This window comes from Pseudomonas sp. LBUM1664, from assembly GCF_059695895.1.
Map to the genome: position 1 here is coordinate 2095754 of NZ_CP166791.1, position 15173 is coordinate 2110926.

The following is a 15173-nucleotide window of genomic DNA, read 5'->3' on the forward strand; positions in this document are numbered from 1 at the left end:
TCGATGAAACTGCGGCGAATCGAGAACTCAGAGTACCGAAGCCGTCTGCGGCAGTTTCGGCTGGCGGTACAGGTCCAGCAGCACCTGGTCCAGCACCGACGAAGCACCCCACGGCTTCGGATCGTTGAGGATCGCCACCACTACCCACGTGTTGCCGTTGATGTCACGGCTGAAGCCGGCGATGGCGCGGACCGTGTTCAGGGTGCCCGTCTTGACGTGGGCTTCGCCGGCCATGGCGGTGGTCTTGAGGCGTTTGCGCATGGTGCCGTCGGTGCCGGCAATCGGCATCGAACTGATGTACTCCGCCGCATATGGGCTACGCCAGGCGGCCTGCAGCATCGCGGCCATTTCCCGCGCGCTGACCCGTTCGGCGCGGGACAGGCCAGAGCCGTTCTCCATCACCAGGTGCGGCGCGGTGATGCCTTTCTTGGCCAGCCACTGGCGCACCACCCGTTGTGCGGCCTTGGCATCGTCGCCATCGGCTTCGTTGCGGAACTGCGCGCCGAGGCTCAAGAACAATTGCTGGGCCATGGTGTTGTTACTGTACTTGTTGATGTCGCGGATGATCTCTGCCAGGTCTGGTGAGAACGCCCGGGCCAGCACCTTGGCGCTGCTCGGGGTCGGAGCCAGACGGTCCTTGCCCTGGATGCTGCCGCCCAGTTCCTTCCAGATCGCCCGCACTGCACCGGCGGTGTAGGTTGGATGATCCAGCAGCGACAGGTAAGTCTGGGAGCTGCAACCATCACCGAGCTGGCCGCCGACAGTCACGGTCACGCTGCCGTCCGCCTGTGGCACCGGGTTGTAGCGCACGCCGCCGGTGCATTGCTTGGAGTTGACCGCCTTGACCTGGTTTTCGATGCGAATGCTGGCAATCGGCGGCTCCACCGACACCAGTACCCGGCCGGCATCATTGCGGGCGACGAAGCGCAGGGCCTTGAGATTGACCAGCAGCGAATCGGGCTTGACCAGGAACGGTTTGTTCTCGTCGTTGCCGTCGTCGTTGAATTCGGGCAATTGCGGTTGGATGAAGAAACTGCGGTCCAGCACCAGGTCGCCGGTGATTTGCTGCACGCCGTTGGCCCGCAGGTCGCGCATCAGCAGCCAGAGCTTTTCCATGTTCAGCTTGGGGTCGCCGCCGCCCTTGAGGTACAGGTTGCCGTTGAGAATCCCGCCGCTGAGTGTGCCGTCGGTGTAGAACTCGGTTTTCCACTGGTGATTGGGGCCCAGCATTTCCAGGGCCGCATAGGTGGTCACCAATTTCATGGTGGAAGCCGGGTTCACCGAAACATCGGCGTTGAACAGGGTTGGAGTGCCGGGGCCGTTGAGCGGCACCATCACCAGGGAGAGCGCGTTGTCTTGCAGTTTGCTGGCCCTGAGGGCCTTTTGCACGTTGGGCGACAGAGCAGTGTTGATGGTAGCGGCGCTGGTGGTGGAGGGGAGGGCCAAAGGAAGAAGAAGGCTGGCCAGAAGCAGTGGGCGCAAAGATTTGATCATGTGAAATAAAACCCTACGGGCGAGGGGGGAAAAGACGAGGACATGAAAATGAACGCCCTCAACGGTCACGAAAGTGTCGGCATTATGCCCCAAGCCGCAACGGCTTGTGCCGTGCCTGAGCCCTTCCAGACGCTATTTTTTTACCGATGGTAGGTCAACGCACCCGATCAGTCGGGCAATCGATGCACCAAACTGGTAAAGTGCCGGCCGTTATTACTTATGAGGATTGTTCCAATGGCGACTAACCGTTCCCAGCGTCTGCGCAAAAAACTGTGCGTGGATGAATTTCAAGAGCTGGGTTTCGAACTGAACCTGGATTTTAAAGAAGATCTGGCCGATGAGGCTATTGACGCTTTCCTCGACGCTTTTCTCAAAGAAGCCATGGAAGCCAATGGCCTGGGCTATGTCGGCGGTGACGACTACGGCCTGGTTTGCCTGCAGAAGCGTGGCTCGGTGACCCAAGAGCAGCGTGCTGCCGTTGAAGCCTGGCTCAAGGCGCGTCCTGAGCTGACCAGCGTTGAAGTCAGCCCGCTGATGGACGTCTGGTACCCGGAAAAGCCGATTAATCCGGTCGCTTGATGTTCAAAAACCGGCAGCCCGTTTGGGCGCCGGTTTTTTTGTGCCTGTCATTTATCGGTTGTCTGTCAGGCCGCCTTCGCGAGCAAGCTTTTAACTGTCAGGCATTGCGCCAGTTCAGGATCAGCAAGGTCAGCACCCCCGCCACAATCCCCCAGAACGCCGAACCAATGGAAAACAGCGTCAGTCCCGACGCCGTGACCATGAAGGTGACCAGCGCCGCTTCCCGTTCCCTGGCTTCGCTCATGGCGATGCTCAAACCATTGATGATCGACCCGAACAGCGCCAACGCCGCGATGGACAGCACCAGCTCCTTGGGCAGCGCCGCGAACAACGCCGCCAGCGTCGCGCCGAACACCCCGGCAATCCCATAGAAAATCCCGCACCAGACCGCTGCCGTGTAACGCTTGTTGCGATCTTCGTGGGCGTGCGGCCCGGTACAGATTGCCGCGCTGATGGCCGCCAGGTTTATGCCATGGGAGCCGAACGGCGCCAGCAGCAGCGAGGCGATGCCGGTGCTGGTGATCAGTGGTGACGCTGGCACGTTGTAGCCGTCGGCCCGCAGCACGGCGATGCCCGGCATGTTCTGCGAGGTCATCGCCACCACGAACAGCGGAATGCCAATGCTGATGGTGGCCGCCAGGGAAAAGTGCGGAGTCGTCCAGACTGGCGTCGCAACTTCCAAGGCAAAACCGCTGAAGTCCAGCAGCCCCAAAAGTCCGGACAACGCCGTACCGATCAGCAGCGCCGCCAGCACTGCGTAGCGTGGCGACAGGCGCTTGACGATCAGGTAGGTAAAAAACATCCCTAGCACCAGGCCGGTGCGATGCTGGGCGGCGACGAAAATTTCGCTGCCGATTTTGAACAGGATTCCCGCCAGCAACGCCGCCGCCAGCGATGCCGGAATACGCTTGACCAGGCGTTCGAAGCTACCGGTCAGGCCGCAGAGGGTCACCAGCACTGCGCAGGTGATGTAGGCGCCGATGGCCTCGCCATAACTCACGCCGCCCAGGCTGGTGATCAGCAACGCCGCGCCGGGTGTCGACCAGGCGATGGTGATCGGCGTGCGATAACGCAGCGACAGCCCGATGGAGCACACCGCCATGCCGATGGAAATCGCCCAGATCCACGATGAAATCTGTCCGCTGGTCAGCCCTGCCGCCTGCCCGGCCTGGAACATCAGCACCAGGGAACTGGTGTAGCCGGTCATCATGGCGATGAACCCGGCGACGATGGCCGAGGGCGACGTGTCGGCTAGCGGGCGAAGTGGCGCGGTCGTGACTTCGGTCATGGTGGGCGGTGGTCCTTGTTGTAGATTGACTGGCTTGGAGGAGCCACAGGTTTCTGGTTTAAGCCTAAACTCAACGCAGTTGCCGAGTGCAATACAGCCATGCCCGCAAACAGCCGTACAGTCGTGTTGCCATCAGAGGTTGTGTACAATCGCCGTGTTATTTACGCGATACTTACCAGCGACCTGCTGTGCCGTATTACAGTTACGGTTAATTCGCCGCAGTTTTCTCGACTCGAGTGCCCATGAACGAACAGTTGCAGCCCCTCAAGAAACAACCGCGAGCAGGTAAAGCTGGCCGCAGCGGAACCCAGGACGACATTGTCTATGCGCATATTTTCGAGGCGATCCTCGAACAGCGCCTGGCGCCCGGTACAAAGTTGAGTGAAGAGGCGCTGGGGGAGATTTTTGGGGTCAGCCGCACCATCATTCGTCGTGCGTTGTCGCGCCTGGCCCACGAGGGCGTGGTTCTGTTGCGGCCCAATCGTGGCGCCGTAGTGGCCAGCCCGAGTGTCGAAGAGGCCCGTCAGGTATTCATGGCCCGGCGTCTGGTGGAGCGGGCGATCACCGAATTGGCGGTGCAGCACGCCACCGCCGAGCAACTGGCTGAATTGCGGCAGATGGTCAGCGACGAGCGCGACAGTTTTTCCCGTGGCGACCGGGGTGCCGGCATCCGCCTGTCGGGCGAGTTCCATCTCAAGCTGGCCGAAGCGGCGAAGAACGCTCCGCTGATCAGCTTCCAGCGCAGCCTCGTGTCCCAGACTTCGCTGATCATTGCCCAGTACGAAAGTGGCAACCGTTCCCACTGTTCCTACGACGAACATACCCAGTTGATCGACGCCATCGAGGCTCGCGATGCCACCCTGGCGGTGGATCTGATGATGCACCACATGGACCACATCGACAGCAAGCTCAACCTCGACGAAGAAAGCGCGTCGGATGATTTGCACGCGGTGTTTTCGCATTTGTTGCAGAGCAAAAAGCCAGGGCGCTCGACTGCCAAGCTTTGATGGGTTGAATCAGTCATACCGAGTCGCCTGCTCGCGATTGGCGATCTGGCAGGCGATAAAAACCTAGCGCTGATGCACCAACCTGCCAGCCGCATAGGTCTGCGCCACCGTCCGGTCATCCCCCAGCGTCATCAACACAAACAACCGCTCGGCAATGTCCCGGGCCTGCTTCAGGCGATAGCCCAAAAGCGGCGTGGCGTTGTAGTCCAGTACCAAAAAATCCGCGTCCGTGCCCGGCTGCAAGGTGCCGATCTTGTCTTCCAGGCGCAGGGCCCGGGCGCCGCCGAGGGTGGCCAGGTACAAGGACTTGAACGGGCTCAGTCGCGCGCCCTGCAGTTGCATCACCTTGTAGGCTTCGTTCAGGGTTTGCAGCAACGAAAAACTGGTACCGCCTCCCACATCGGTGCCCAAGCCCACGTTCACTTTGTGCTTTTCGGCCATTGGCAGGTTGAACAGGCCGCTGCCCAGGAAAAAGTTCGAGGTCGGGCAGAACGCGATGGCCGAACCGGTTTCGGCCAGGCGTGCGCATTCTTCATCGCACAAATGCACGCCGTGGGCGAACACCGACCGCTCGCCGAGCAGTTGGTAGTGGTCGTAGACGTCCAGATAACCTTTGCGATCAGGGAACAGCTCCTTGACCCATTGCACTTCCTGCAGGTTTTCACTGATGTGAGTCTGCATGTACAGGTCCGGATATTCGCCCAGCAATTGGCCCGCCAGGGCCAGTTGTTCCGGCGTGCTGGTGGGGGCGAAGCGTGGGGTCACGGCGTAATGCAGGCGGCCCTTGCCGTGCCAACGCTCGATCAGCGCCTTGCTCTGGGTGTAGCCGGATTCGGCGGTATCGGTCAGGTAGTCCGGGGCGTTGCGATCCATCATGACTTTGCCGGCGATCATGCGCAGGTCGAGTTTCTGGGCCACTTCGAAAAACGCGTCAACCGATTGCGGGTGCACACTGCCGAACACCAGGGCTGTGGTGGTGCCATTGCGCAGCAGTTCCTTGACGAAAATATCGGCCACGGCGTCGGCGTGGGCCTTGTCGGCGAACTGGCTTTCGCAGGGGAAGGTGTAGGTGTTGAGCCAGTCCAGCAATTGCTCGCCGTAGGCGCCTACCATGCCGGTCTGCGGCAGGTGGATGTGGGTGTCGATGAAGCCGGGGGTGATCAGTGCATCTTGGTAATGGGTGATCTCGATCTCCGCCGCCAGGGTTGGCAGCAGGTCGCTGGCGTGGCCGATGGCGCTGATCTGGCCGTTTTCCACCACCAGCAAACCGTCCTCGAAATATTCATAAGACGCTTCGATGCCAACATCGGCGGGGTCGGCGAGGCTGTGGAGCAGGGCGGCGCGGTAGGCTTTGCGTGTCAGGGGCATGGGAACATCTCAAGCATGAATTAACGAATGGCCTGGCTGCGGCGTGAGGCCGGCAGCAGTTTGGCAATGGGTTCGGCGCGTGCGGTGTGCTGGCCGAAATCCGCGTTATAGGTGGCGATGATTTCGCCGGCGATGGAGATGGCGATTTCCACAGGCAACTTGCCTTTGACTTCGCTGATGCCCATCGGGCAACGCATGCGTTGCAAGGTGCTGCTGTCGAAGCCGCGATCACGCAGGCGATGTTCAAACTTGACCCGTTTGGTCTTCGAGCCGATCAGGCCGAAGTAGGCAAAGTCGTTGCGCTTGAGGATCGCGGCGCTCAACGCCAGGTCGAGCTGGTGGTTGTGAGTCATGACGATGCAGTAACTGCCGGCGGGCAGTTCGTCGACTTCATCCAGCGGGTCTTCGGCAACAATTTTGCGCACGCCTTGAGGGACCTGCTCGGGGAATTCGGCTTCCCGAGCGTCGATCCAGCGCACCTTGCAGGGCAGCCCGGCCAGCAGCGGCACCAGGGCGCGGCCGACATGGCCGGCGCCGAACACGGCGATCTGCGCTTGCACCTGGCCCATGGGTTCGAACAACAGCACGGTCACGCCGCCGCAGCACTGCCCCAGGCTGGCGCCGAGGCTGAAGCGCTCCAGATGGGTGCCCTGCTGGCCGCTGGCGAGCATTTGCCGGGCAAGCTCCATGGCCTTGTATTCCAAGTGTCCGCCACCGATGGTGTCGAATGTCTGGCTGGCGCTGATGACCATCTTCGAACCGGCGTTGCGCGGGGTCGAGCCGAGCTCTTCGATGATCGTCACCAGCACGCAGGGTTCGCCGCGGGTTTGCAGGTCGGCGAGGGCGCTGATCCAGTTGTACATAATTCACCTCAACATTTCTGTTGTCTGTTCGGGCCTCATCGAGAGCAGGCTCGCTCCCACATTGGATCTGTGTTCATAACCCCCTGTGGGAGCGAGCCTGCTAGCGATTGACCGCGCCGCGGTCTTAGAGCGAAGCCAACTCGGTTTCAGCTTCGACAGCTTCCACTGCCCTCAACCCTCGCATCTGCTCACACCCCCACAACACCCGCTCCGGTGTCGCCGGGGCGTCGATTTTCGGCTGGTGTTTGTAATCCCCCAGGCTCGCCACGGCGTCCTTGATGGCGCACCACGCGGCGATGCCGAGCATGAACGGTGGCTCGCCCACGGCCTTGGAATGGAACACCGTGTCTTCGGGGTTCTTGCGGTTTTCCACCAGCCTGACCCGCAGATCCAGCGGCATGTCGGCCACGGCCGGGATCTTGTAGCTGGCGGGGCCGCAGGTCTCAAGCTTGCCCTTGTCGTTCCACACCAGTTCCTCCATGGTCAGCCAGCCCATGCCCTGGATAAATCCGCCCTCGACCTGGCCGATGTCGATGGCCGGGTTCAGCGAGGCGCCGACGTCGTGAAGGATGTCGGTGCGCAGCATCTTGTATTCGCCAGTGAGGGTATCGACGATGACCTCGGCACACGCCGCGCCATAGGCGTAGTAGTAGAACGGCCGGCCACGGGCCTGACTGCGGTCGTAGTAAATTTTCGGGGTCTTGTAGAAGCCGGTGCTCGACAGCGAAACCTGGGCAAAATACGCCTGCTGGATCAACGCCTCGAACGTCAGGATATGATCGCGCACCCGCACATGGCCGTTGTGGAATTGCACGTCTTCTTCGCTGACCTTGTATTGCCGCGCCGCGAACTCGACCAAGCGCTGCTTGATGATTTCGGCGGCATTTTGCGCAGCCTTGCCGTTCAGGTCGGCGCCGCTGGAGGCGGCGGTTGGCGAGGTGTTCGGCACCTTGTCGGTGTTGGTCGCGGTGATGTGCACCCGGTCCATTTCCACCTGGAACACCTCGGCCACGACTTGGGCGACTTTGGTGTTCAGGCCTTGGCCCATTTCGGTGCCGCCATGGTTCAGGTGGATGCTGCCATCGGTGTAGACGTGGATCAAGGCACCTGCCTGGTTGAGGAAACTGGCGGTGAACGAAATGCCGAATTTCACCGGTGTCAGTGCCAGGCCCTTTTTCAGGATCGGGCTATTGGCGTTGTAGCAGCGGATCGCTTCGCGGCGCTCGGCGTACTGGCTGCTTTCTTCAAGTTCCGCGGTCATTTCCTCGAGCATGTTGTGCTCGACGGTCTGGTAGTAGTGGGTGACGTTGCGCTCGGTCTTGCCGTAGTAGTTGGCCTTGCGCACCGCCAGCGGATCAAGCCCCAAGTGCCGGGCGATGGCGTCCATCACCTCTTCGATGGCGACCATGCCTTGCGGTCCGCCGAAACCACGATAAGCAGTGTTCGACGCGGTATTGGTCTTGCAGCGGTGGCCGTTGATGGTCGCATCGCCCAGGTAGTAGGCGTTGTCGGCGTGGAACATCGCCCGGTCGACAATCGAGGCCGACAGGTCCGGCGAGCAACCGCAGTTGCCGGCCAGTTCCAGGGCGATGCCGTGCAGGCGCCCGGTGCTGTCGAAGCCCACGTCGTATTCGATGTAGAAGGGGTGGCGCTTACCGGTCATCAGCATGTCTTCGACCCGAGGCAGGCGCATCTTGGTTGGCTGGCCGGTGAGGTGCGCGATGACTGCGCACAGGCACGCCGGGCTGGCGGCCTGGGTTTCCTTGCCGCCGAACCCGCCACCCATGCGGCGCATGTCTACCACGACCTTATTCATCGACACGCCCAGCACTTCGGCCACCAGTTTTTGCACTTCGGTGGGGTTCTGGGTCGAGCTGTAGACGATCATGCCGCCGTCTTCGGTGGGCATTACCGAGGAAATCTGGGTTTCCAGGTAGAAATGTTCCTGGCCACCGATGTGCAGTGAACCCTGGATGCGATGCTCGGCGCTCGCCAGTGCCGTGGCCGAATCACCGCGCCGGTGGGTGTGGCTGTCGAGCACGAAATGCCGTTTGCGCAGGGCTTGGACCACGTCCAGCACCGGTTCCAGATCCTCATATTCGACGATGGCCGCCATCGCTGCCTTGCGTGCGGTTTCCAGGTCTTTGGCGGCGACGGCCAGCACCGGTTGGCCGACGAACTGCACATCGTCGATGGCCAACAGCGGATCACCCGGCAGCAGCGGGCCGATGTCCTTGAGGCCCGGCACGTCTTCATGGGTGATGGCGATGCGCACGCCTTCGAAGGCATAGCAAGGCGCCGTGTCGATGCGGATGATTCGGGCGTGGGCGCGGTCCGACAGCCGGGCGTACACGTGCAACTGGTTGGGAAATTCCAGGCGATCATCGATGTACTGGGCTTCGCCGGACACATGCTTGGCGGCGCTGTCATGCTTGACGCTGCGGCCCACGCCGGTGGTCAGGTCGCGGGCGAACAGCTCGGCCAGTTCGGCTTGAGTCTTCTCTACGGTGTGATGGTTAGACATAAGCGGTCACCCGAGTCTCGATGTGCGGCGTTTGCAATTCGATGAAGTATTTGCGCAACAGGTTGCGGGCGCTGAGTAGGCGGTATTCCTTGCTGGCGCGAAAGTCCGACAATGGCGTGAAGTCTTCGGCCAGGGCGGCGCAGGCGCGTTCGACCGTGCCGTCGTTCCACGGGGCGCCGATCAAGGTGGCTTCACAATGCTTGGCGCGTTTGGGCGTCGCGGCCATGCCGCCGAAGGCCACGCGGGCGTCGCGGACCACGCCGTTGTCGATCCGCAGGTTGAACGCCGCGCATACGGCGCAAATGTCATCGTCCAGACGCTTGGAGACCTTATAAGCGCGGAATGCCTGCTCGGCGCTGGCCCGGGGCACGATGATTTTTTCGATGAACTCGCTTTCCTGGCGGGCGGTGACCCGGTAGTCGATGAAGTAGTCTTCCAGCGCCAGGGTGCGGCGGCTCTGGCCCTTGCACAGCACGATCTGCGCGCCGAGGGCGATCAGCAGGGGCGGGGAGTCGCCAATCGGCGAGGCGTTGCCAATGTTACCGCCCAGGGTGCCCTGGTTGCGGATCTGCAGTGAGGCGAAGCGCTGGAGCAGTTCGCCGAAGTCGGGGTATTCGGCCTGCAAGGCCTCGTAGCAATCAGAGAGCGCGGTGGCGGCGCCGATCTCCAGGCGATCATCAAAGCGTTCGATGCGCTTGAGTTCGGCCACGTTGCCCACGTAGATCATCACCGGCAGGGTGCGGTGCAACTGAGTGACTTCCAGCGCCAGGTCGGTGCCGCCGGCCAGCAGGCGTGCCTGGGGATAAGCGTCGTAGAGGTCGGCCAGGTCGGCCACGGTCAGCGGCACCAGGCAGCGCTTGTCGCCGCTGTTGAGTTCGCCGGTTTGCGTGGGCGCGATGGCTTTGAGGCGAACAATGGTCTCGGCCTCGCGGGCGTCGAATTGGTCCGGCTGTTTACCGCAGCAGACCTGCTCGGCCGCGGCCAGGATCGGCCGGTAGCCGGTGCAGCGGCACAGGTTGCCGGCCAAGGCTTCGTGGGCCTTGTGGGCGTCGGGTTGCTCACTGTTCTTTTGCAGGGCAAACAGCGACATGACGAAGCCTGGTGTGCAGAAGCCGCATTGCGAACCGTGGCAATCGACCATTGCTTGCTGGACGCTGTGCAACTGGCCCTGGTGCTTGAGGTCTTCGACGCTGATCAGTTGCTTGCCGTGCAGGGACGAGACGAAGGTCAGGCACGAATTGAGGCTGCGATAGCGAATGCGTTCGCGGCCGTTCTCGTCCGTGTGCAATTGGCCCACCACCACGGTGCACGCGCCGCAGTCGCCGCTGGCGCAGCCTTCTTTGGTACCGGACTTACCGACGTGCTCGCGCAAGTAGTTGAGCACGGTCAGGTTCGGGTCCAGGGCGTGCTCGCTACGGAGTTCCTGGTTGAGTAAAAACTGGATCACGGAAGGCCTCGCAGACTCATTGTTGTTGTATCGACGTGAGCTGAATTTAGCAGTTCTGACTTTTCGGTCAATGATTTTCTGACTTAAAGGTCAGGAAAATCCGTTTTGTGGGTGAACACCGAATCTGTAGGCACTGGAGAACCCTGTGGAGCCGAGCTTGCTCGCGATGACGGCGGTACATTCAGTATGGATGCAAGCTGACATACCGCTATCGCGAACAAGCTCGGCTCCCACAGGGTTCCTTTCAGGGCGAACGCCCTGCTTTTTTGCTTATATCGTGCCAAAAACCCGGTACAGGCCCTGCGCCATGACGTATTGAGTGCGCTACACTGCGCCGCTTGTGCAAATCGAAGAGTTTGAAGGACAACCATGACGTTCAAGGCCCCGGACAGCCTCGCCGAGCAAATCGCCCATCATCTTGCCGAGCGCATCATTCGTGGCGAAATGAAGCCGGGGGAGCGCATCCAGGAGCAGAAGGTCACTCTGGCGCTCAACGTCAGCCGCGGCTCGGTCCGCGAGGCCCTGCTGATTCTGGAGCGGCGTCATCTGATCGCCATCCTGCCGCGCCGTGGCGCCCACGTCACCGAACTCACCGAACATAATGTGCGCAGCCTCTGTACGCTGATGAGCGAGCTGTACATTCTGCTGGGCAATGCCGTGGCCCATGGCTGGCAGGACTCGGCCGACATGGTGCCGTTCCTGCAGATCCAGCAGCGCCTCAAGGACGCCTTCGAGCGCCAGGACATCCGCACCTTCGTCGATGAAAGCTTCAGCGTGATGCGCGCCGCTTACCCCTTTGCCAATAACCCCTACTTGCAGGAAACCGTCGAGAACCTGCAACCGGCCATGAGCCGTGCCTATTTCCTGGCCCTGGAACAGCGCAAGGCCGAAATGAGCGAGTTCCTCGACCTGTTTCAGCGCTTGCTCGTTGCCGTGCTGGCCCGTGATTTTCCGCAGATCCGCATTGTGCTGGCGGCCTATGCCCAGCGCAGTTGCGATCTGGTGGTTTCTGCCCTGACGAAGGCCTGAACGTGCGGCTCAAGTGCATCAAGCTGGCGGGGTTCAAATCCTTCGTCGACCCGACCACGGTGAACTTCCCCAGTAACATGTCGGCGGTGGTCGGGCCCAATGGTTGCGGCAAATCGAACATCATCGATGCTGTGCGCTGGGTGATGGGCGAGAGCTCGGCCAAGAACCTTCGCGGCGAGTCGATGACCGACGTCATCTTCAACGGTTCCACCAGCCGCAAACCGGTGAGCCAGGCGAGCATCGAGCTGGTGTTCGACAACTCCGATGGCACCCTGGTCGGCGAGTACGCGGCCTATGCGGAAATCTCCATTCGCCGCAAAGTGACCCGCGACAGCCAGAACAGCTATTTCCTCAACGGCACCAAATGTCGGCGTCGCGACATCACCGATATTTTCCTTGGCACCGGCCTGGGCCCGCGCAGCTACTCGATCATCGAGCAGGGCATGATCTCCAAGCTGATCGAGGCCAAGCCCGAAGATCTGCGTAACTTCATTGAAGAAGCCGCAGGCATCTCCAAATACAAGGAACGGCGGCGCGAGACCGAAAACCGCATTCGCCGCACCCACGAAAACCTCGCTCGCCTGACCGACCTGCGCGATGAACTCGAGCGTCAGCTCGAGCGTCTGCACCGTCAGGCCGAGGCCGCCAAGAAGTATCAGGAATACAAGGGCGAGGAGCGCCAGCTCAAGGCCCAGTTGTCGGCCCTGCGCTGGCAGGCGTTGAACGAGCAGGTTGGCCAGCGTGAGGCGGTCATCGGCAACCAGGAAGTCAGCTTCGAAGCCCTGGTGGCCGAGCAACGCAACGCCGATGCCGCCATCGAGCGCCTGCGGGACGGGCACCACGACCTGTCCGAACGCTTCAACCTGGTGCAAGGGCGCTTCTATTCGGTGGGCGGCGACATCGCCCGGGTCGAACAAAGCATCCAGCATGGCCAGCAACGGCTGCGTCAGTTGCAGGATGATTTGAAGGAAGCCGAACGGGCACGCCTGGAAACCGAATCCCACCTGGGCCACGATCGGACTTTGCTGCTGACCCTCGGCGAAGAACTGGACAGGCTCACGCCGGAACAGGAACTCACCAGCGCCGCCGCCGAAGAGGCCGCCGCCGCCCTGGAAGAAGCCGAGCTGACCATGCACGGCTGGCAGGAGCAGTGGGACAGTTTCAACCTGACCTCTGCCGAGCCGCGGCGTCAGGCTGAGGTCCAGCAGTCGCGTATCCAGCAGTTGGACACCAGCATGGAGCGCCTGGCCGAGCGTCAGCGCCGCCTGGCCGAAGAACGAGCCTTGCTCGCGGCGGACCCGGAAGATGCAGCGATCCTTGATCTGGGCGAACAACTGGCCGCCAGCGAAGCCACCCTCGAAGACTTGCAGGCCAGCGAAGACGCCCAGGTCGAACGGCTTGAGCAACTGCGCCAGGCCTTGCAATTGGCCTTGCAAAACCAGCAGCAGGCCCAGGGCGAGTTGCAGCGGCTCAACGGGCGCCTTGCTTCACTGGAGGCTTTGCAGCAAGCCGCGCTCGACCCGGGCACCGGCACCGCCGAATGGCTGCGCGACCAGCATCTGGCCGAGCGTCCGCGCCTGGCCGAAGGCCTGAAGGTCGATGCCGGTTGGGAGTTGGCAGTGGAAACCGTGCTGGGTGCCGATCTGCAAGCGGTGCTGGTGGATGACTTCGGCGGCTTCGACCTGTCGGGTTTCACCCAGGGCGATCTGCGCTTGCTCAGCCCGGTCGGCGACGGTGTGCGCGTGCCCGGCAGCTTGCTGGACAAAGTTGAGGCCAAGGTCGATCTGTCGCCCTGGCTGGGGCAGGTCAAGCCGGTGGAAAACCTGGAACAGGCGTTGGCCCTGCGCGGGCAACTGGCGCCTGCTGAGAGCCTGATCAGCCGTGACGGGTATTGGGTCGGTCGGCATTTTCTGCGGGTGCGCCGGGCCAGTGAAGCCGAAAGCGGCATGCTCGCCCGGGGCCAGGAAATCCAGCGCCTGAGTGCTGAGCGTGAAGAGCGCGAGGCCAGTGTCGAAGCCCTGGAAACCGAACTGCAAAACCTGCGAGCGCAACAGCGTCAACAGGAAAACGGCCGCGAGCATCTGCGTCGATTGCTGCAGGACGAAGCGCGCCAGCAGGGCGAACTCAAGGCTCAGTTGTCGGCCGGCAAGGCCAAGGTCGAACAATTGGCCCTGCGCCGCACCCGCCTCGAAGAAGAGATCGCCGAACTGGGCGAGCAACGGGCGCTGGAACATGAACAGATCGGCGAGGCGCGCCTGCAATTGCAGGAAGCCCTCGATGCCATGGCGCTGGATACCGAGCAGCGCGAGCTGTTGCTGGCCCAGCGCGACAGCCTGCGTGAACGCCTCGACCGGGTGCGCCAGGAAGCGCGTCAGCATAAAGACCATGCCCATCAGTTGGCGGTGCGCCTGGGCTCGCTCAAGGCCCAGTACGATTCCACGCGCCAGGCCCTCGAACGGCTGGAAATGCAGTCCGAACGCCTGACCGAAAAGCGCGAGCAGTTGAGCCTCAATCTGGAGGAGGGCGAAGCCCCGTTGGAGGAGCTGCGCCTCAAGCTTGAAGAGTTGCTCGACAAGCGCATGAGCGTCGACGAAGAACTCAAGACTGCGCAAATTGCCCTGGAAGATGCCGACCGTGAACTGCGCGATGCCGAGAAGCGCCGCAGCCAGGCCGAGCAGCAATCCCAGCTGATCCGCGGCCAGATGGAACAGCAACGCATGGAATGGCAAGCCCTGACAGTGCGGCGCAAAGCCCTGCAGGACCAACTGCTGGAAGACGGCTACGACCTCAACGGCGTGCTCGCCACCTTGGTGGCCGGGGCCAATGAGAAAGACGCCGAGGAGGAGCTGGAACGCATCGCCGTGCGCATCCAGCGCCTGGGTGCCATCAACCTGGCAGCCATTGACGAGTACCAGCAGCAGTCCGAGCGCAAGCGCTACCTGGATGCCCAGAATGACGACCTGGTGGAAGCGCTGGAGACCCTGGAAAACGTCATCCGCAAGATCGACAAGGAAACCCGCAATCGCTTCAAGGATACCTTTGATCAGATCAACGGCGGTTTGCAGGCACTTTTCCCGAAAGTTTTCGGTGGCGGCAGCGCCTATTTGGAACTGACCGGCGAAGATTTACTCGATACAGGGGTGACAATCATGGCGCGTCCTCCTGGCAAGAAGAACAGCACCATCCATTTGCTCTCCGGTGGCGAAAAGGCGCTGACCGCCCTGGCCCTGGTATTTGCCATTTTCAAATTGAATCCGGCGCCGTTCTGCATGCTCGATGAGGTCGATGCACCGCTGGACGACGCTAACGTGGGTCGTTACGCACGGCTGGTAAAAGAGATGTCTGAAACGGTGCAGTTCATCTACATCACTCACAACAAGATCGCCATGGAAATGGCCGATCAGTTGATGGGCGTAACCATGCATGAGCCGGGTTGCTCACGACTGGTGGCGGTGGATGTGGAGGAGGCCATGGCGATGGTGGATGCTTGAAACACTGGTTGTAGGGCATCTACTCAGGATGATGTAGGTCTTTTTTACCCTTGAGGCTTGTTGTGCAATTCACAGATTGGCAC

10 protein-coding genes are annotated in these 15173 nt (G+C 61.6%); 4 read left to right on the forward strand and 6 right to left on the reverse strand.

Annotation, left to right across the window (positions count from 1 at the left end):
* Nucleotides 1-27: 27 nt before the first annotated feature.
* On the reverse strand, nucleotides 28-1494 hold the full coding sequence (gene dacB / locus ACA047_RS09940) for a D-alanyl-D-alanine carboxypeptidase/D-alanyl-D-alanine endopeptidase (RefSeq protein ID WP_497358851.1): 1467 nt from the start codon (nucleotides 1492-1494) through the stop codon (nucleotides 28-30).
* A 234-nt stretch (nucleotides 1495-1728) separates the two neighbouring features.
* Between dacB and ACA047_RS09945 the strand changes: the two genes are divergently transcribed.
* Nucleotides 1729-2073: a YggL family protein gene (locus ACA047_RS09945; protein ID WP_025212695.1), complete on the forward strand. Its 345-nt coding sequence runs from the start codon at nucleotides 1729-1731 to the stop codon at nucleotides 2071-2073.
* A gap of 97 nt (nucleotides 2074-2170) precedes the next feature.
* Here the strand turns inward: ACA047_RS09945 and ACA047_RS09950 are convergent, their stop codons facing one another.
* Nucleotides 2171-3361: a benzoate/H(+) symporter BenE family transporter gene (locus tag ACA047_RS09950; RefSeq protein ID WP_497358853.1), complete on the reverse strand. Its 1191-nt coding sequence runs from the start codon at nucleotides 3359-3361 to the stop codon at nucleotides 2171-2173.
* A 242-nt stretch (nucleotides 3362-3603) separates the two neighbouring features.
* Between ACA047_RS09950 and ACA047_RS09955 the strand changes: the two genes are divergently transcribed.
* Entirely contained in the window at nucleotides 3604-4368 is a 765-nt protein-coding gene (locus ACA047_RS09955; protein WP_003183531.1) for a GntR family transcriptional regulator, read from the forward strand.
* Nucleotides 4369-4431: 63 nt separating this feature from the next.
* Here ACA047_RS09955 and guaD read toward each other — a convergent pair whose 3' ends face one another.
* The 4 genes from guaD to xdhA all read right to left on the reverse strand — a co-directional run bounded on the left by guaD (nucleotide 4432) and on the right by xdhA (nucleotide 10570).
* Entirely contained in the window at nucleotides 4432-5736 is a 1305-nt protein-coding gene (gene guaD, locus ACA047_RS09960; RefSeq protein WP_497358855.1) for a guanine deaminase, read from the reverse strand.
* Nucleotides 5737-5756: 20 nt separating this feature from the next.
* The gene (xdhC, locus tag ACA047_RS09965; protein ID WP_497358857.1) at nucleotides 5757-6599 is read right to left on the reverse strand and encodes a xanthine dehydrogenase accessory protein XdhC; all 843 of its coding nucleotides are present in this window, start codon (nucleotides 6597-6599) and stop codon (nucleotides 5757-5759) included.
* 124 nt (nucleotides 6600-6723) lie between these two features.
* Entirely contained in the window at nucleotides 6724-9123 is a 2400-nt protein-coding gene (xdhB, locus tag ACA047_RS09970; RefSeq protein WP_497358859.1) for a xanthine dehydrogenase molybdopterin binding subunit, read from the reverse strand.
* Entirely contained in the window at nucleotides 9116-10570 is a 1455-nt protein-coding gene (gene xdhA, locus ACA047_RS09975; protein ID WP_497358861.1) for a xanthine dehydrogenase small subunit, read from the reverse strand. The genes xdhB and xdhA overlap by 8 nt, the downstream gene beginning before the upstream one ends.
* Nucleotides 10571-10939: 369 nt before the next feature.
* On the opposite strand from xdhA, the gene ACA047_RS09980 reads away from it, so the two are divergent.
* Both ACA047_RS09980 and smc read left to right on the forward strand, forming a co-directional pair.
* Complete coding sequence (locus ACA047_RS09980) at nucleotides 10940-11599, forward strand: GntR family transcriptional regulator (protein ID WP_497358863.1); 660 nt, start codon at nucleotides 10940-10942, stop codon at nucleotides 11597-11599.
* A 2-nt stretch (nucleotides 11600-11601) separates the two neighbouring features.
* Nucleotides 11602-15090: a chromosome segregation protein SMC gene (gene smc, locus ACA047_RS09985; RefSeq protein ID WP_497358865.1), complete on the forward strand. Its 3489-nt coding sequence runs from the start codon at nucleotides 11602-11604 to the stop codon at nucleotides 15088-15090.
* Nucleotides 15091-15173 lie beyond the last annotated feature (83 nt).

What these genes read in the sequence shown, in the direction of transcription:
- dacB (WP_497358851.1), bottom strand. Translation starts at nt 1,494, where the DNA reads ATGATCAAATCTTTGCGCCCACTGCTTCTGGCCAGCCTTCTTCTTCCT.
- ACA047_RS09945 (WP_025212695.1), top strand. Translation starts at nt 1,729, where the DNA reads ATGGCGACTAACCGTTCCCAGCGTCTGCGCAAAAAACTGTGCGTGGAT.
- ACA047_RS09950 (WP_497358853.1), bottom strand. Translation starts at nt 3,361, where the DNA reads ATGACCGAAGTCACGACCGCGCCACTTCGCCCGCTAGCCGACACGTCG.
- ACA047_RS09955 (WP_003183531.1), top strand. Translation starts at nt 3,604, where the DNA reads ATGAACGAACAGTTGCAGCCCCTCAAGAAACAACCGCGAGCAGGTAAA.
- guaD (WP_497358855.1), bottom strand. Translation starts at nt 5,736, where the DNA reads ATGCCCCTGACACGCAAAGCCTACCGCGCCGCCCTGCTCCACAGCCTC.
- xdhC (WP_497358857.1), bottom strand. Translation starts at nt 6,599, where the DNA reads ATGTACAACTGGATCAGCGCCCTCGCCGACCTGCAAACCCGCGGCGAA.
- xdhB (WP_497358859.1), bottom strand. Translation starts at nt 9,123, where the DNA reads ATGTCTAACCATCACACCGTAGAGAAGACTCAAGCCGAACTGGCCGAG.
- ACA047_RS09980 (WP_497358863.1), top strand. Translation starts at nt 10,940, where the DNA reads ATGACGTTCAAGGCCCCGGACAGCCTCGCCGAGCAAATCGCCCATCAT.